Below are 18,438 nucleotides of genomic sequence, written 5' to 3' on the forward strand. Positions count from 1 at the left end.
AAGAGAAATTTCGATCAGTGTGTGGAGCGGGTGAGGGGCATGGCATCTGAGAAAGACGAGAAATCGCCAAACGAGTCGTCGGACGACTTCAGCGGAACGGTCTTCATTCCTCATGAAGAAGAGTCCGATGCTGACGCTGCGCCGCTGTCCTCCTCAGTGGACAACAGCCGCACCTACGTGAACGAGAGTGAACTCATTGACGAGGAGAATGAAGAAGACGGTTCAAACACGGCCGATTCTCAGGTCATCGGACAGGCGTCTGCGGAGATCGACGACCACGACAACAGCGGGACGGTCTTCATTCCCAATGAAAACGCGGCGGAGTCTGCGCCGCCGTCCTCCTCCGTGGATAACAGCCGCACCTACGTGAACGAGAGTGAACTCATTGACGAGGAGGATGGAGAAGACGGCTCAAACACGGCCGATTCTCAGGTCATCGAACAGGCTTCTGCGGAGATCGACAACCACGACAATGGCGGGACTGTCGTTCTGGAAAGCCAGATCTTCGATGATCCAGACAACATCAGAACCGCTGATTCTCAGCTGATTGAAGTCGGTCCAGCGAAGGCGCCTTCCGAGGATGTCAATGATCGCACGTTCGTTATGGACAGCGAGATCATCGACGATCCGTTGAATTTGCGGACGGTGCAGTCCGACACTTTTGGAGATCCGTCTTCCGGCCGATCCCCCAGTGATGAGAATGACCGCACCTACGTGGTCGACAGTCATCCCGACGTGCGTCCCGGGTCGCAGACAGTCGATTCACGCACGATCAACATGGACGTCCTGGATGAACAGGAACGGAAGATCTGGGAACAGGTTTCTGCAAAGAGTCAGGAACAGTCCCGGACGAGGATGTCTGACGTCGACGATTCCGTCCAGGTCGGCGGGCCCGCCATGGAAAGCAACCTGCTGCTTCTCAGCAGGCGTCTGCATGAGCGTTCGGATAAGTTCGAAGAGTCCGGTCTGCATCCCGACTACGAAATTCTGCGAGTCCTCGGACGGGGCGGAATGGGAGTGGTCTATGAGGCGCGACAGGCGTCTCTGGATCGAACTGTTGCCATCAAGGTCATTCAGACGATTGCCCCATCGGATCGAGAGCGGTATCGATCGACTGGTCGGTTTGGAGCAGCTCAGAAGCTCAAACGGGAACAATTTCTCTCTGAAGCGGTCGTCACCGGCGATCTGGATCACCCGAACATCGTTCCCATTTACGACGTCGCGAAGACGCATGAAGGGGACCTGTTCTATTCGATGAAGCGAGTCGAAGGGACCCCCTGGGATAAGGTCATCGATTCGAAGTCACTGGACGACAACCTCGACATCCTGTTGAAAGTCATGGACGCCGTGGCGTTCGCACACTCCCGCGGAGTCGTTCACCGGGACATCAAGCCTGAAAACGTCATGCTGGGCGAGTTCGGCGCGGTGATGTTGATGGACTGGGGACTGGCGGTTCCGACTGCCGAGTTTCGCAAGCTGGGGACCGTGCGGCAGGTCACCAGCCTGGGTGGATCTCCTGCATACATGGCGCCGGAACTGGCAATCGGTCCCATTTCCCGGATCGGCCGGGCCAGCGACATCTATCTTCTGGGAGCCGTGCTGTACCAGATGATCTCGGGACACCCGCCTCATTCAGGCAAGGGGGTCAGCCAGTGCCTGCGGGCTGCTGTTGAGAACATCATCGATCCGGTTCCTGCGGAGAAGCAGGGAGAGCTGTACAACATCGCCATGAAGTCGATGGCGAAGCAGCCGTCGGATCGGTATCAGTCCGTTCAGGAGATGCAGGCGGCCATCCGCAGCTACCGTTCGCATACCGAAAGTATCAATCTCTCGAAGCGGGCTGCCGAGGATGTCGAGCGCGCGCGGGAAACGGACGAATACGGGGATTACGCCCGTGCCGTCTTCGGATACGAACAGGCGCTTGAGCTCTGGGAAGAAAACTCGACTGCCCGGCAGGGAGCCATTCAGGCCCGGCTGGCGTATGCGGAATCGGCCTGCCGCAAAGAAGATTTTGATCTGGGACTCTCGCTGCTGAACGAGAACGAGTCCGAGTTCCAGCCGATGCTGGCCCAGTTGAAGCACGGACAGACGGAACGCAGTCTCCGTCGTTCACGTCTGGCTGCCTTTCGACGGGTGGCGGCGGGATTACTGCTGATCATCTTCATCGGTGGGGGCGGGATGTCCTGGACCATTTTCCAGACCAACCAGCAACTCACTGAAGCCGTCGGCACGATCGATAAAGCGAACCAGACAATCAAGGCGGCAAAGGCAACCGTCCAGACGTTGGAAAGCAATGTCGCTGTCAAGCAGCAGGAGCTCCACGCTGCACAGGAGAAAGTCGTTCTGGCTCAGAAAGAAGCTGGAGCGAAGATCAAACAGGCCCAGGAAACCGCGGATCTGAAGATCGCCGAGGCGGCCTCTCAAGTCGAAATGGTGAACAGCACCCTCAAGCTGGCGCAGACGAAGTTGAACGATACCGTCGCCAAGGTCGAAGTGGCTCAGGCAGCCGCCATCAAAGCCGCTGCCGACGCTGCACGGGCAGAAGCGGACGCGGCTTATGTGAACTACGCATCCGCCATCAGTCAAGCTCGAAGTTATCTCGATCAGAACCAGCACGGACAGGCATATCAGATCCTGAATTCCATTCGGGAAGCCCGTGCGCCAGACCAGCCGCTGGCCTGGGAATGGCAGCGACTCTGGTACGAAGCCAATCGCGCCCGTCGACACTCCTCCACGGCAGAAGTCCCGGTTGATGGAAGACACATTCGATTCAGTTCATCCGGGCAACTGGCACTGGCCACTTACGACGATGGGGCTCTCGAACTCGTTTCGATTCAGCCTCAGGGGGATCACGTCTCCCGCCGCCTGGCTCTCCCCGTCGCCACGGTGGCAGCAGCGTTCTCGCCAGACGAACGGCAGATCGCCGCAGCCGGGGCCGATGGAGCCATCCGTCTGGTCGACCGGCAGTCCGGACAGATTCGGGGAACATTGCAGCGAAAGGACCTTTACGGCGCATCCGGCCCTGCGATTCATGTCGTTCAGTTTCTCACCGGCAACCTTCTGCTGTCAGGTTCACAGGACTCCACGATCCGAATGTGGGATGTGACCTCCGGCCAGGAAGTGGGAGTCTGCTGGAATCTGGCTTCTATTCTCGATCTGGATGCCGTCGAACTTCCGCGCGGGCAAGGGTGGCTTGTCGCGGCGGCAGTTTCGGATCTTCGTAACGGTCGGGTCGTTGTCTGGCGGATTGCCCCGGAAGCAGGCCAGGAACAATTCACGCGGGTGGCAGATCTGCTCGCCCATGGGGCACCGGTCCTTTCGGTGGCGTTCCATCCGGATGGGCAGACGGTCGCTTCCGCCGACCAGTCCGGACGCATCCTCGTCTGGAACTGGCAACAGATCGGGCAGCTCGATTATCACGACCGGATTTCCAGCGCGGTCGCAAAGCTGCGAACGGGGCAGTCCACTCAACCTGTTGCCACAGACCCGAAAGTCCGGGAACTCAGCGACCCTGCACTCAGCCACGATCTTCGTCGCGATACGGCTTCTGGACAGAGTCATCTGGGCCATCGGGATGCGGTTCAGAAAATCCGATTCAGCCCCGATGGACGCTGGCTCGTCTCCGCATCGAATGATCTAACGCTGAAGGTCTGGAATGTGGAAACGGGACGGCTGGCACAGACGCTTCGCGGACAGGGGGGACCCGTTCGCAGTGTCGACTTCTCTCCCGCACGTCCGCGAACTCTGATGTCCGCCGGCAGCGGCGGTCTGCTCTCCTGGGACCTCGCGACCTCTAATGAAGTCATGGTCTACCGTGAAGAATCCACTTCCGCGGAGAATCAGTTCACCGCTCATAACGATGAGATTCTATCAGCCTCCTTCGACCGGACTGGGACGCGCATCGTCACTTCCAGTCGCGACCACACAGCACGCGTCCTCGAGATCGATCCCGTGCGTCAGGAGATTCGACAGATCGCCGACCTGCGGGATGAACCCGCTGCGGAAGGGGCACCCCATTCTCCCGGCGCTCTCGTGGAAGGGGGAGAATTCATTTCTCTTTCAATGCAGACGACCGCTGACAACTCACGACTGTTTGTCGGCGGGGCAGATGGCATTATCCGGATCTGGAATGTCCCTCGAGCGATTGAAATCAGTTCGATTGTCGGGACCGGTCTGAATACATCATTCGCCATCTCTCCCAATGGTCAACTCGTCCTCACCGGCAGCAGTCAGCCGGACGCCCGGGCACTCGTCTGGGCACTCAATGAACAAGGACACCCGGAACGGAATCCTCGCTGGAAACTGAATGGCCATCAGGACACCGTTACCGCATTCGCCATCTCTGCCGACGGCCGACGACTGTTCACCGGCGACCGTCAGGGAATGGGGATTCTCTGGGATGCGGAATCGGGACAGCAGATCGGGTCGACCCTCCGTCAGCACGCCGGCTCGCGCCTGAATGCTGCAGCGTTCACCGGTGATGGGACGGAACTCTTCATCGCCGGCGATAATCGCAGCGTCTCGCGGGTGAAGGTCGCGACTAGAGAAGTGCTCGAAAACTTGAAGCATGACGGGTTTGTCACCGATCTCTCACTCGCTCCCAACGGACGACAGCTGATGACGGTCACTCAGATCCCCGGAGAATCGGAAACGCGCACACGCCTGCTGCTGTGGAATCTGGCGATTGGAAGTGGGCAGTCGACGTCAATCACCGTGGACGAAGAAAGCAATCAGCGAAACGCATCCGGGGATCAGCCGGAACGCAAACGGGAAATCCGTTCGATCCGGTTTGCAGGGAATTCTCTGGCCTACAGCACACTCGTCGACACACAGCAACGACGCAGCTTCCTGAAGGTCTGGAAGATTCTTCCCGAGGTGGGCCCCGAACTGGTTCGAGGGGTTGCCTTCCCAGCGAAGCTCGCGGCGGCAGAAGTCGCCTTGCAAGGTCCCCCCGGCCAGATCTTCACATTAAACGGCGATGCTGTCTTCCTGTGGGACCTGCAGACTCTCGGACATCTGCGAAGTTATCGCCCTCATTCCGCTGTGACGCAAGCAAGCTTTTCCTCAGACGGCCGATACGTCGCCACCTCGAGCAGGACGGTGAAGATCTGGGACGTGACCTCCCAGAAGACGATGGCACAGATGGAATTTCCACACGAAGGACCGGTTCGTTCCGTGGCGTTCTCTCCTGTCCCGGGAAGTTACCTTCTGCTGACCGCCGGTGATGACGGAAAAATCAAGCTCTGGGACTGGCACCCGGAGACCGCCACAGTCGAAGAAGTTCGAAACTTTGCCGAAGGGCCTCGCATTCAACGGGTCTGCTTCTCTGAAGATGGTGAACTGATCCTGGCGGTGGGAGAAGGAGGATTCGCGAAAGTCTGGAGGACCGATGGACAGGGAACCCCGCTCGTCCTGACAGATGGCGAGAACACTTCCGATGCGCTGTGCGGTGCGATCAGCGATGACAAGAAGTGGGTGGTTGTCGGATCGAAAGACCGAGTGGCCCGCCTGTGGCGCCTGGCTGACGACCAGTCATCCGCCCGACTGGTTCGCAAATTCAGCGGACATGCGGATGAGATTTCCGATATCGATTTCATCTCTTCCCCGAACCCGGCAAACCTGCGAATCGTTTCCGCCAGTCGCGACATGCTTGTGCGGATTTGGGATCCCCGCATCGAGAATCTGGAAGAAGCGGTCGCGCCGCGCGAACTGCTGGTCCTGCGCAGCCACACCCTCGGGGTCACCGCTGTCGATATGACGGATGACAACCGGTTGCTGATGTCCGCTGGACTGGACGGGGACGTCATCCTCTGGCCGACGGTGTTGAATCCATAGCCGCCGGTGGCGGACGGACCGCAACTTGTTTAGTGAATTTGATGAGTCGCGAGAGCACTTCTCAACGGCCGAAACGGCCTGCACTCCTGGCTTTCCGAACTTGACCAGACGCCCGCGGCCTCAGCGGGTTCAATCCCTCTCAGTTTCGCTGGCACTTCCAGTTTTGCCAGCCTTCCACTCTTCCCAAACCACCCAGTCTCCATTTTCGGAATAACCGGAGCAATCTGCAGACTGGGGGCATCTCCTACTCATCATCCCCCCCGACTTTGTTCGATACATGCAGTGATACGATGAAATCGGTCAGGGGGACTGTATGGATTATTCCGTCACTGCGGCAGAGTTGGCCGCTCCAAGGGTTTCGGGCTGAATCGCATGTTTCTGGTGTGGTCACCTTCCTCGGAAAGCATGAGACCCGGATGGCGTTTGGCCATCGGGGCGATCGCGCTGTTGGGTGGGGCCATGATTCCCGGCTGCTCAACCGCTCCCAATTACGCGGAAACCATCGGGAATAATACCGACCAGGTGAACGCGATCATGTGCCGGGTCGACGAGCGCATGGAGCCCGCCCTGATCGAAGATCCCCTGCTGGAACCCCACACGCTGCTGGATGTTTCACAGGATCGCCCGCAGTCGTATCGGGATCTGACGCTCTCGGAAGCGGTCATGATCGCCATGACGAACTCACAGGTGCTGCGTGACCTGGGGGCCACGGTTCTGCGGGCACCGGAGACGGTTTCCACGACGTATCAGCTCGCCCTGCAGGAAACCGATCCCCGTTTCGGAATTGAAGCCGCTCTGAGCGCCTTCGACGCCCAGTTCGACGCGAATGCGAACGTCCGTGACAACCACCAGATGTTCAACAACGAATTCTTCGGCGGCGGCACGAACTTCTTTAATCAGGATGCGAACGACTATCTGACTCAGATCAGCAAACCGACTGCGACCGGTGCCGTGCTCTCGCTGCGGAACATGATCGACTACGACTCCAACAACGCCCCGGCAAACCTGTACTCCAGCATCTGGCAGAATCAGATCGAAGCCGAAATCCGGCAGCCGCTGCTGCAGGGGGCGGGATTGACCTTCAACCGCATTGCCGGTCCCGGTGCGATCCCCGGTGTCTATAACGGGGTTCTGATCGCCAAGGTCAACAACGACATCAATGCAGCTGATTTCGAAAAGAACGTCCGTAACTTCATCAGCGAAGTGATCAATTCCTACTGGGACCTGTACTACGCCTACCGCGATCTGGATGCCAAGCAGATTGCCTTCGAAAAGAGCCGTGAAACCTGGCAGGCCTTTCAGGCCATGCAGACCGCCAGCCTGCAGGGGGGAGTTTCCGAAGCACTCGCCCGCGAGCAGTTCTATCGCTTTCAGGCTGAACTGAAAGATTCCATCACCGGCCGCGCCGGGCAGCGGACACAGGTGGGGAACGGGGCTGGAGGAGGCGTTTTCCGCGGGACCAACGGGGTTCAGCTGGCCGAGCGTCGACTGCGGCTGATGATCGGCCTTCCGATCACCGAACACGAACTGCTTCGTCCCATCGAAGAACCCGAGACAGCTCCCGTCGTCTTCGACTGGCACACGATCGTCGGTGAGTCGCTGCGGCGACGTCCTGAGCTGAACGAACAGAGACTCGTGGTGAAACGCCGTGAACTGGAACTGATCGCTGCCCGTAACTTCCTCAGCCCCCAGCTGGACATGGTCGCCAAATACCGGGTTCGCGGCATGGGACACAAGTACGCGGGCGGCAGCACTCCCAGTGCTGCCGGAGATCTGGGATCGGCTCTGGAACAGATGTCCGAATTCACCAACCGCGAGTGGATTGTGGGGATGGAGTTCTCGCTGCCGGTCGGATTCCGTCAGGCACATGCTGCCGTTGAGAACGCTGAGTTCATGATTGCCCGGGCCCGCGCGATTTTGAAGGAACAGGAACGACAGGTGGTGCACGACCTGGGAGTGATGGTCGCGGAAACGACTCGGGCCTACGAGCAGATGGAAACGAATCTGAATCGCTATCTGGCAGCCCGGGATGCGGTCGATGCCCTCGAAGCCAGCCGGAATGCAGGACTGCCAGTCAACCTGGATCAGGTGTTCGACGCCCAGCGGCGGATGACGGAAGCTCAGACCCACTACTTCCAGGCGCGGGTCGAATACGCGATCGCGCTGAAGAACATTCACTACGAAAAGGGCTCGCTGCTGGAAGCCAACAACGTCGCTCTTTCCAGTTCCGGCATGTCCGTCTCGCTTCCGTCCGCCCAGACGGCTCAGGCCGAAGTCCAGCCGACTCAGGCCACGGTCGTGACTGTGGCCGATAAGACGGAAGTGGTGGATCCCGACCCAGTGCTCGATGAGACCTCCCTCGATCCGAACAACCCCAGCTGGATGGAAACCTGGAGCGACTCCCGGTTTGAGTTCATCGAGAAATGATGTTCGCTTGACCAGTTTGGTCTATCATGTGCAGGCGATTCAGGATTTTCACCGCATGAAAGTCCATATGATCGTCTGCGGAACGTAATAGATCATTTACAAAACCGCTCCAGCACGGGCCTGCATTCAGGACCCAGTTCGACTTCTGAAAAGCTCGGTGAATGATCTGTCAGAGCACGAAGCGTGAGCGAGTGCATACTCAACAGGATGCGACTGAATGCACTTGCTCACGCGACGTGCTCTGAAAAGTCAAGCTGCAGTGCTCAAGCGAATCTCATGAAAGGGTTGTCCGCCCGGCTCACATTCGCCACCTCCGCGCAGTTCTCTCCCGGAGAGGAGGAAGGTGGAAAAACTCAGTTAAAGCAGGCCAGGAACAGCGGGGTGTCTCCTGGTCTTCTTCAATGAGTCTCTCCTCGGGCGAGTCCCATGCCTGCTACATTTGCCATCAGTACGAAGCTTCCCGGCTGGGGCTTGATGTGGGGGCTGTCGATTCTCGTCTATTTGGCATTGAAGTGGCTTTCATGGTGTTAGCGAAAGCCGGGACATTCGCCGGTCTGGCAACATGCTGCGTATCTGGTTGCCTGGCCGGGGATGGACGTCGACACCTTCCTGCACCCGCGTGGAGCAGTCCCGGTCCCACGTTCAGAAGAATGGACCTTTGCAGCATTCAAAGCCGCAGTTGGTCTATGCATCTTTACCGCAGCCGCTCAGCTGCCCGAGAGCGTCGATCCTCGAATCACCGGATGGATCGCAATGGTCGGGATTACCTTCATCCTTCACTTCGGCTCATTTCACATCCTTTCCTGCGTCTGGCGCAGAGCCGGACTTCAGGCGACTCCGCTGATGCAGTGGCCGATCGCCTCGCGAAGCGTAGCAGACTTCTGGGGTCGTCGCTGGAACCTGGCCTTTCGAGACCTGACTCACCGGTTCCTGTTCCTTCCGCTGGTGGGAGAAGTGGGAGGAACCGCAGCCCTGATGACGGGATTTCTCGTGAGCGGACTGATTCACGATCTGGTCATCTCATGGCCCGCGCAAGGTGGTTACGGCAGTCCGACTGCATACTTCCTGATTCAAGGGGTGGCGATCCTCGCTGAGCGTTCACAACCGGGTCGCCGGCTGGGTCTGCGAGGCGGATGGACCGGCTTCCTTTTCTGCCTGCTGGTGGTCCTGATCCCCATCCCACTCCTGTTCCATCAGGCGTTCATCAACAATGTGATCATTCCCTTCCTGCAAGCAACAAGGGCCGTTCGATGTTATTAAACCTGACCACCATCTTGTTCTACACGGGGATTGCACAACTCTGCGTGCTGATTGCCTCCGCACTGGTCCCGATCCGACTTCAGTGGAGTCAGACCCTGTCCGGCCTGCCTGTGCTCGTGCGACAGCTCTTCTGGGTGTATGGAAGTTACGTCGTACTCTCCATCGTGAGCCTGGGATTGATCACAGCGACGTGTGCTGCCGAGCTTGCAGGCGGAAGTGGACTGGCCCGGGCATTCTGTGCGTATGCCGCATGCTTCTGGGGAATTCGTCTCTCACTTCAGCCTTTTCTTGAAGCGAAACCGTTTCTGACGACCTGGTGGCTCCGGTGCGGGTACCCTCTGCTCAGCGTACTCTTCGCCTGCTTCACGTTGATCTTCATCTGGGGAGCGATTCACTCCTGATGAACGATTAATGATGATTCGCGGGCGATGACGCGGCGGGTCATGCGGTCACAATTCCGGAATCTGCAAAGCGAAGCTGATTAAAACTCACCGAGGACTTCTCCGCCATGTCGAGTGGAGATCGCTCTCCAGGTGGTCAGGTTGATATTGTCCGAAACGAAGCGGACGCTGCCGTCGCAGAACGACAATTGAACTCCACCTGTGTGGGCGCTTCGGGCAGCGGTGAGGGCGTAGTTATGGCTTCCATTCTGGCAATCGGGCGTCGGCGAATTCGGAATGTAAAAATGGTTGTACAGGGTGTCGCCGGTGTGACCGTTGATCCACTTGGCACCCCGGTTTCCTTTCCATTGTCCCGCGGTTCCTGCTGCTGCCTCGCAGGCTGACGGGGTCGTTTGAGTTCCCCCCGTGAGTTCAATGACGCGTCGTTTCGGGTCGTTGCCCTGAGGGATCGCGCCGGACACGCCATCCCCCAGCAAGTGTTCGCCGAAGAGAACGGTATTGCTCATTCCGTCGACAATGTCTCGAAACCGTGTAGCCGACCGCGAGTAGATCACGCCGTCCGCGTTTCGCGAGGAGGCGAAGTTGGAGTCTGCTTCAGTGGAGGTCCCATTGATGGCAGAGCCTGCATTGGCCGGATAGCTGATCCCCCCATAGGTCTCGCCCGGTACCCTGTTTCCGTCACTGGGACAGACCATCAGCGGCAACACCTGCCGGGCGGCTGCATCATTGGATTCCACTTCGGGACCGGTGCCGAAGATGGTCATCGGGGGGAATGAGAAATTCAGCAGGTTCTGCAAGCCCGCCTGATCCACATACGGAAGAAGTTGAGCGTGTGCCGAGAAGACTTTCGGATACCCCAGCGTTCCCGGCGGAAGGACAGAGTGAGAGGACTCGTAGTTATGAACTGCCAGCCCCAGCTGTTTCAGATTGTTTTTGCACTGCGACCGGCGTGCAGCCTCTCGCGCCTGTTGAACTGCAGGAAGCAGCAGGGCGACGAGGACCGCAATAATCGCGATGACAACAAGCAGTTCGATCAACGTGAATCCGCGCGGTCGTGTTCGGCGCAGAGAAGAGTCTAAGTAGTGCATTGTGATCAGCCTCGAGTTTCGGAGGATGAACGTCGAAAGTTCATCCTCCCGCAGCGTCAGTGCGACACAGGTTCAACCTGGATTCGAATTCACTCTTCCCGACTAGCCAATCGTGCGGCAAATGATCGCGCGCCCGGCACAGCAATCCGTACCGTTTTGGGAGCGGGCCGATCAGCCGCGCGGGCGCGCGACCACGCACCGCACAGTTCGGCAATCAGCACGCCAGCTGAACCTGCAATGGCAGTACCGTCTGACGACTTCGGGAACAGCGCACAGGGGCTTCCTCAATCACGCACAGCGTGGAGGGGGAACCGGCGGAGAGATCGAAACTTCCCGCAAGAGTGTCTCAGCGACGACAGCAGTTTCGAAGCAGATATTTGTGGGCAATGCGATCTGAACAGGTTCTGGCAAGAGAGTCCAGGGCAGTGAATTGAAGGCCAGCCCTTCACCCTGACATTGCTGCGCGAGTGTCCCAATCACCGTCTTCATGCGAGACTTGGGCGACGAAGTGGATCGAGGCGACTCGCACGCAGCCGTCTTGACTCCCGAACGCTGCGAACAGCACGTTTTCGCAGGACGCCGGGCCAGTAACGACTCAAACGTGAAGGCTGCGGTGCTCGATTTCTTCGCCTGAGAAATCACAAGCTCCGGGACTTTCACACGATTCTTCCGGGCCCATGCCAGCTTCTGCTCATGCGTGAAACAGCAGCATTTCTTCCAGCATTGCTGGGCGGACCGGCATCCGCACGGACGGTCAGCACAGGGGAAAGGTTCGGACCGATCTTTCTCGCCGGGCGAAACGACAGCGACCCCGACAGGCAACGGAACGAAAGAGGCAACAATGGAAAGCAGAACGCTCAGGCAGACAAGCCTGTGCATCCACGCTGAAGTCCAAAGTCTTTGCCTCCGGGAGAACATACAACTTTTCCAAACTGACGTTTCAAGTCAGAGTTCTCGACCGGCTCGCTCCCAACGAGGACTTTAATGGGAATCCGGGCGGTCCGCTACTCCGCAGCAGGTCCTGAGCAAATTTCCGGTTCTCGGGAAGATGCGTTTCCACCTCACTTGAAAACCCTGAATGAAGATTCGGCCGTTCACCCTGCCGCCAGAGCGGTTTTGCCAATAATCTATTACGTTCCGCAGGCGATCATATGGACTTTCATGCGGTGAAAATCCTGAATCGCCTGCACATGATAGACCAAACTGGTCTAAAGCAAGCTGCGATGTTGTGCCCGCAGCTCGGCAGCCATCAGATCTTCGAGGAACCGTAAGCGACGTTCCGGAAGGGGCGCCGGGATCTGAAGTTTCACCAGCAGCGCACTCACAAGCTTATCGAGCAGTTCTTCCCGTTGCTTTTCCGGAATCTTCTGCCAGCGTTCAAGCAGCCTTTCAACCGCATCGAAATCACCCGGCCCTAACCGTCCGAGCGTTCGGGAATCAAAACGGAACTCGGCATCGGCAGCTGATTTCTCAGAAAGGACTGAGCGCAGATCGCTCATTTCCGATTCCCCGTCCGAAACGACTGTGGTCCCGGCAACCATGTCCCCGGTCCGCTGGGAACGCTTTGACAGGAATGGGACGATCCACAGACAAGGAATGTTATCGGCCACACGAAACAGGTTCCGGATCAGGATGCTCCCGGGATCGAGTGAAAATCCATCCACCTTGATCACTCGAATCTGACACATCCGTTTGCCTGGAGTCTGTCCTCCCATCAGCAGTTCGCAGGCAGCGAAGTACACGAAACTTCCCAGCCCCATGAGAATCACCGCGACCGCGATCACAAAGCCGATCACCTCATGTGGCTGAAAATGCTCCGTATCGATTCGGTCAATCACGGTAAAGAACGACATTCCCGAGAGAGTGAGCACGATTAGCAGAACGAACATCAGCAACGAAACGAAAACCTGATCGATGACCCACGCGACAAAGCGGGTCCCCAGCCCCGCTGGGGTGTAACGAACCTGCACGTTCTCCGGAGTTTCGAACTTCAGCTGATCCGCCATCGAGTGTCCGTCCCCTGTGAAAAGCGATATACTTCAAGCGTCGGCAAGACAGATCGCCGACCAAGCGAATGACGATCACGAATTCCGCCTGGGGCCAGATTCAGTATGAGTAGTTTTGTCGGCCGCTACAAGAAGGACTGGGACGAGCTGGAAGCCCTCATTCACCGGGCCCGCAGAAAGATCCGCCGTCTTTCCGCACAGGACCGCGAGCGGCTGGATCTCCTTTACCGCCGGGTGACAGTCCAGCTTTCACGTGCTTCGACCTCCACCCGGGACACTCGTCTGATCACCTATCTGAATGATCTGACTGCCAAGGCTCACAGCCTGATTTATCTGCCCCCTCGCAGCTCTTTGTTTTCCGGAGGACTTCGGTTTATTTCGGAAGGATTTGCCCGGGCCATCGCGAGGAACTGGCCTGCACACCTGATGTCGTTCGCACTGGTGATCGGCGGAGCACTGCTGGGATACGCAGCTGCAATGTCCGATCCGCTGCTGGCGCACGCTCTGTGGCCCGCGGAGGATTCGCGGCAGCCGGGCTCAACTCAAGAACAGTTGCTGGAACATCTTCGAGGGGGACGTGACGATGGCGGAGGAATGAAGTTTCTCTTCGCCTCGTTCCTCTTTCAGCACAACTTCAAAGTGGGACTGCTGGCAATGGCCACCGGCATTCTGGCTTCGATTCCGACCGTCTTTCTGATGCTGTTCAACGGCATGCTGTTAGGCGTGTTTACAGCCATTCACGCTCAGGCAGGAATTCACTCCGAGATGTGGGCCTGGATCCTTCCACATGGGATTACCGAACTGGGAGCCATTATTTTATGCGGCGGGATCGGACTGATGCTCGGTCAGGCGGTGACTCGTCCGGGCCTGAACTCCCGGAAGCAGGCATTGGTTCTTGCGGGGAAGGAAGCGGCACGCATCGCTGCCGGAGTCGGATTGATGCTGATCGCTGCGGCAGCCTTCGAAAGCTATGTGCGGCAAAGCCACCTCTCCACGTCGTCACGTCTGGTCTTCGCGGCAGCAACTGCAGTCTTCTGGACCGGGTATCTCATTCATGGATTCAAACGGGAAAGAGCGGCACAGCAGGCGGAAGCCGAACAATTCCAGGCCAGGCTGATGCCCGCGAAAGAGACCTCACTGTCATAAGGCTGCAATCTCTTACAGCAGGTTTCGCTGTCGCAGTTCAATGAACCGGTTAATCAGCGGCAGCGTCAACTGCCGGGGTTCGACATCCAGAATCTGCACGCCTCCGTGTTTCAATGCGTGCAGGGATTCCGAGCGATCGCGGACCAGCCCCATCGCGACGGCCTGACGGGCACCGGCCTCAATCGACGTGGCTTCCTGATGAATCACCTGATTCAGCAGCGGTGTCCGCAAGGCTGCAAAGAGCAGCAGGTGCCGACGACTGAGACGGGCGAGAGCAGCGCAGTGCATGCGCGACGTTTCCGCATCGCCCAGATCCGAGAGCACGATCAGGAAGCTGCGTTTGGACTGTCGTCTTTGAACTTCGGCGAACAACCGGGTGAAATCGGTCTCCTGCCAGCGGGTCTGCAGGTTATAGAGAGAATCGACGATCCCCCCCAGCGCCTTTCGTCCAGCGGTCGGTGCCAGATAGCCCCGCAGTTCACTATCGAAGATGCCAATTCCGCATCGATCTCCGCTGTGCAGTGCCACCTGTGCCAGATTCAAAGCGGCATCGACAGCGCAATCCAGCTTCGAGCCACGTTCAGTCATAGTCCCCATGAGGCGTCCGGAGTCGATCAGGATCAGGACATCGCGATGGCGCTCGACCTGATATCTTCTGACGATCGGAATTCCCTGACGCGCGGTGGACCGCCAGTCGATCCGGCGGGGATCGTCCCCAGTCCGGTAGGCGTCGAGTGAGACGAATTCCGTACCGGCCCCCTGTTGTCTCTCCCGGACAATCTTGTCCAGCATCAGCAGTTGAGCCCCCATCTCTTTCTGCAACTCTTCCCGCGAGGCAAACGTTTCCGGAAGGATTTTGATGTCGCCATGACAAGAGAATTCTTGCTGCGTCTCCGTCAGTTGCCAGGGTCCCACGACACGCACCCAGACCGGGCCAAAATGCTGCTCTCCCCGCTGTGGGATGCGACACCGGGTTGTGAATGTCAGCACTTCACCGGCACGGATGTGGAAAGGAAAATTCGTCCAGGCCGGGGTGCATTCGACCGGGACGACATCTCGGAGCGTCCCGCTGACTTCCTGTGGACCGGAATTCCGGATCGTGACGATGCTGTCAAAGAACAGATCCCGACCGGCAATCCTGGGCAACGTGCGACTGACCTGAATCTGCTTGAGAAGTGCGCGCGCAGCCAGACTGTCCCGCCACGCGCTGAATGCGACGAGAATCATCAGTCCGCCAAGCATCCACAGGACTGCTCCCCAGAGAAAGGCGAGCGATCCCAGCAGCGTCAGGATGGCCACGACGATCAGGAGTATTCGGCCGGGACGCACGATCACCGAGGCACCTCGACCGATTCCAGCAGCTGCAGCAACACTTCGTCAGCCGACGTCCCTTCAAGTTCCACAGTCGGACTCAGGACAACGCGATGACGCAGCGCAGGCAGAAAGGCCTCTTTGATGTCATCCGGAGTGACATAGTCGCGGCCACGAAATCTCGCCAGGCTCTTGGCTCCGACCAGCAGCATCAGCCCCGAACGAGGACTCGCCCCGACCTCAAGGGCATCGTCGTCTCGAGTCGCCTGCAACAGCTTCTGTACGTAGTTGATGACTTCATCACGCACGAAGGTTTCACGGATCAGCTGGCGTGCCGCAAGAATCTCATCCGCGCCGAGGACCGGCTGCACCCGTAACCGTTCGGGTGAAGCGAGTCCCGAGGTCGCATGATGTTCCGCCAGCACCCGTTTTTCATCGTCTGCGGACGGATAGTTCACCTGCACCTTGAACATGAAACGGTCCAGCTGGGCCAGCGGCAAAGGGTACGTTCCCTCCTGTTCAATCGGATTCTGCGTGGCGAAAATCATAAACGGCTCAGGCAGCTGGTAGGTCTGCCCGTCATAGGTCACCTGCTGTTCCTGCATCGCTTCCAGCAGGGCCGACTGCGTGCGGGCAGAGGCGCGATTGATTTCATCAGCGAGAACAAAATTGGCAAAGACCGGTCCGCGACGGAATTCAAACGTCCGATGATCCTCACGATAAATGGAAGACCCGGTGATGTCGTTCGGGAGCAGGTCCGGGGTCATCTGGATTCGACGATAATCCAGGTTGAGCGCAGCTGCGATCGTCCTGACCAGCAGGGTTTTGGCGACACCCGGCGGACCTTCCAGAAGGACATTGCCGCAGCTGAATAACGCCGCCAGTGAAAAGTCGATGACCTCATCCTGGCCAAAGACCACTTTCGCCAGCTCCTGACGAATTCGATTTACGTGTTCTTCGATAGACAAGCCGTTAACCTCCGCATTGCGTCTAAAGTTTCCGTTCGGGACCAGCGTCCCTGCTGTTCAAGGGCAGCATCCACTTCACGAAATGTGTTTCGAATCTGATCGCCGCGACCAGCGTTTCTGCGTGAGACAATCCCTGCCACGAGTTCGACGTCCTGCGTTCCCTCGGGCAGCGAAAATTCTTTGGAGATTTCCCGCAACACTCCGGAACGCAGCTGTCCGACAAGGAACGGTCGACTTCCATTCCCGCCCGAGAAGAAGCGTCCCATGGCGTTAATGTATTCACTCAGATCGCGCCGCTGTGGGATGCGGTCCTGCAATGGCGGTCCGAGAAACCGGGCATTTCGCCATGCCATCAGACAGGCAAACGCCAGCAATCCCACGGCAACCGCCGCATATCCGGGACGTGTCAGCAGGTAGAGAGTATTCCCTCGAACAGACAGCCCATGATAGAACTCATCGACGACAACCTTTTGTCCTTCGGGAGCAAGCAGCTGCATCGCCAGAACGCTGTTGTCTCCTCGAGCGAGCAGGACATTGCTGAAGATTCTCGGTTCCGAAACCAGGACGATCTTTCCCAGACCGCGTGGAAACTCGGCCGCGAGAATCCCTTTCGATTCTCCGTCAGCGAACAGCTCAATCGTCCCAGCGGGCGACGAATCATACAGTTTCAGAACGCTCAGGCTGTCCCCCGGGACGAACAGGGTTTCTGATCCGGAAGCTGCCAGGTTGAGCGTCCCGGTTCCTTGCATCTGGAGCTGTCGCGGGGGGGCCGGTCGTTTTTTGAACGATTCGGTAATGGCCTTTTCAAATCGCTGCCGCTCCTCCATCGGGTCCATGTTGTCAGATTCGAATTGGATTCGCTCCGCAAGGTCTTTTTCACCTTCGGCGACCGAGATTTCTACTCCGAGTTCGAGACTCTGTGTCACCGAGGGCATGGAGACCCCGGCGAGCTTCGATTTACTTCGACGCTCCTGATCTTTTGCACTCACTCCCGCCGCCACGACAAGGCGGCCTCCCTTTTCTACCCAAGGGAGAAGTGATTTCAGGTACGCCGGTTCGGTTCCTGCAATGAGCGGATCTGGTTGGAGAAAGACCAGCGTGGTCGATGTGTCGACAGGGACCGGTGGAGCGTGGCGCCGCTGCGCCGGGACGTTCAGTTCGTTCAGCAGTTCCACAGCGGCGCGATATCCGTCGGCATGGGTGCCGTAGGAATTACGTCCCCTCCCTCCGGAATCCGGAGTGCGCAGCAGCGAGAGCGTGGCCAGCACAATGCTCGTCACAAAAATGAACACTGCCAGAAGAATGCTGCTACGAACCAGCGACATGAGTCGGCCTTTCGACGTAGCTGCAGATCATGGCGTACTGGGACCTGCAAAGTTCGAAATCGGACTCAAAGCAGTCCTCCCGGCCGTACCATTTGGTGTCGATCACGTCTACGAAGTACTGCAACGGCTGACTCAGCGGGGACGACTGATAACGTCGCAGAAGTTCCCGGTTGGTAATTCCTTTTCGAATCCGCTTTTTCTCGGCACGCTGAATTCTCAGGAGGCACGCCACGAACAGGCAGCGGATCGCCCCGATGTAGTTTCCCCCCAGCCGTTCCGCTTCCGCAGCTTTCTCCATCTCTTCAGGAGTCGCTTCTCTCTCGGAGGCGACGCTCGTAAATCGGGTTCGATCCGACGGACGAATCGCACTCAGAAACGTCCAGACGATGTGTGCAATCAATGCCAGGCAGACAAGCACCAGCACGATGACAATCGGCCAGCGAAACACTTCAGGCAAACCGTCCAGCAGGTGATACAGCCAACGAAGCGGGACGAAAATCCAGGAGAGAAGTCGTCCCCACAGTTCCAGTGCGGCAGTGCTCGTTTCGTCGTCGAGATGGTATTCGGGCCGGGCAACAATCTCAGCGGCTTTACGTTGCACCTCATCTGGCGGCGGCATCCTGTACGATCCTCAGATCTCACTGGCCCAGAAAACATCGGTCCTTGAGACC

The 18,438-nt window shown here is 58.1% G+C and carries 12 protein-coding genes; 5 read left to right on the forward strand and 7 right to left on the reverse strand.

Going from position 1 to position 18,438, the window contains the following annotated elements:
• Window positions 1–39: 39 nt before the first annotated feature.
• The 4 genes from SH661x_RS15970 (at window position 40) to SH661x_RS15985 (ending at window position 9,923) form a co-directional block, all read left to right on the forward strand.
• Window positions 40–5,835: a protein kinase domain-containing protein gene (locus SH661x_RS15970; protein WP_437223378.1), complete on the forward strand. Its 5,796-nt coding sequence runs from the start codon at window positions 40–42 to the stop codon at window positions 5,833–5,835.
• Between the two features lie 405 nt (window positions 5,836–6,240).
• Complete coding sequence (locus SH661x_RS15975; RefSeq protein ID WP_437223380.1) at window positions 6,241–8,262, forward strand: TolC family protein; 2,022 nt, start codon at window positions 6,241–6,243, stop codon at window positions 8,260–8,262.
• A 591-nt stretch (window positions 8,263–8,853) separates the two neighbouring features.
• Complete coding sequence (locus SH661x_RS15980) at window positions 8,854–9,522, forward strand: MBOAT family protein (RefSeq protein ID WP_437223383.1); 669 nt, start codon at window positions 8,854–8,856, stop codon at window positions 9,520–9,522.
• Complete coding sequence (locus tag SH661x_RS15985; RefSeq protein ID WP_437223385.1) at window positions 9,513–9,923, forward strand: hypothetical protein; 411 nt, start codon at window positions 9,513–9,515, stop codon at window positions 9,921–9,923. Before SH661x_RS15980 ends, SH661x_RS15985 begins: the two co-directional genes overlap by 10 nt.
• Window positions 9,924–10,003: 80 nt before the next feature.
• On the opposite strand, the gene SH661x_RS15990 is transcribed toward SH661x_RS15985, so the two are convergent.
• The 3 genes from SH661x_RS15990 to SH661x_RS16000 all read right to left on the reverse strand — a co-directional run bounded on the left by SH661x_RS15990 (window position 10,004) and on the right by SH661x_RS16000 (window position 13,017).
• Window positions 10,004–11,011, reverse strand: a complete 1,008-nt coding sequence (locus SH661x_RS15990; protein ID WP_437223387.1) for a DUF1559 family PulG-like putative transporter — start codon at window positions 11,009–11,011, stop codon at window positions 10,004–10,006.
• A 288-nt stretch (window positions 11,012–11,299) separates the two neighbouring features.
• Window positions 11,300–11,890, reverse strand: coding sequence for a hypothetical protein (locus tag SH661x_RS15995; protein WP_437223390.1), 591 nt, complete (start codon window positions 11,888–11,890; stop codon window positions 11,300–11,302).
• A 329-nt stretch (window positions 11,891–12,219) separates the two neighbouring features.
• Complete coding sequence (locus SH661x_RS16000) at window positions 12,220–13,017, reverse strand: RDD family protein (protein ID WP_437223392.1); 798 nt, start codon at window positions 13,015–13,017, stop codon at window positions 12,220–12,222.
• A 105-nt stretch (window positions 13,018–13,122) separates the two neighbouring features.
• On the opposite strand from SH661x_RS16000, the gene SH661x_RS16005 reads away from it, so the two are divergent.
• Window positions 13,123–14,163, forward strand: a complete 1,041-nt coding sequence (locus SH661x_RS16005; RefSeq protein ID WP_437223394.1) for a stage II sporulation protein M — start codon at window positions 13,123–13,125, stop codon at window positions 14,161–14,163.
• A 12-nt stretch (window positions 14,164–14,175) separates the two neighbouring features.
• On the opposite strand, the gene SH661x_RS16010 is transcribed toward SH661x_RS16005, so the two are convergent.
• From SH661x_RS16010 to SH661x_RS16025, 4 genes are read right to left on the reverse strand one after another with little or no spacing between them, the layout of a single operon-like run.
• The gene (locus SH661x_RS16010; protein WP_437223396.1) at window positions 14,176–15,498 is read right to left on the reverse strand and encodes a DUF58 domain-containing protein; all 1,323 of its coding nucleotides are present in this window, start codon (window positions 15,496–15,498) and stop codon (window positions 14,176–14,178) included.
• Complete coding sequence (locus SH661x_RS16015) at window positions 15,495–16,442, reverse strand: AAA family ATPase (protein ID WP_437223399.1); 948 nt, start codon at window positions 16,440–16,442, stop codon at window positions 15,495–15,497. Before SH661x_RS16015 ends, SH661x_RS16010 begins: the two co-directional genes overlap by 4 nt.
• Window positions 16,421–17,767, reverse strand: coding sequence for a DUF4350 domain-containing protein (locus tag SH661x_RS16020; RefSeq protein WP_437223402.1), 1,347 nt, complete (start codon window positions 17,765–17,767; stop codon window positions 16,421–16,423). The genes SH661x_RS16015 and SH661x_RS16020 overlap by 22 nt, the downstream gene beginning before the upstream one ends.
• Window positions 17,751–18,386 (reverse strand): hypothetical protein, encoded by a 636-nt coding sequence (locus tag SH661x_RS16025; RefSeq protein WP_437223405.1) that lies wholly within the window; start codon window positions 18,384–18,386, stop codon window positions 17,751–17,753. Before SH661x_RS16025 ends, SH661x_RS16020 begins: the two co-directional genes overlap by 17 nt.
• Window positions 18,387–18,438 lie beyond the last annotated feature (52 nt).

Origin of the sequence: Planctomicrobium stercoris (assembly GCF_051465655.1) — a bacterium.
In the GTDB taxonomy this organism is placed as follows: domain Bacteria; phylum Planctomycetota; class Planctomycetia; order Planctomycetales; family Planctomycetaceae; genus Planctomicrobium.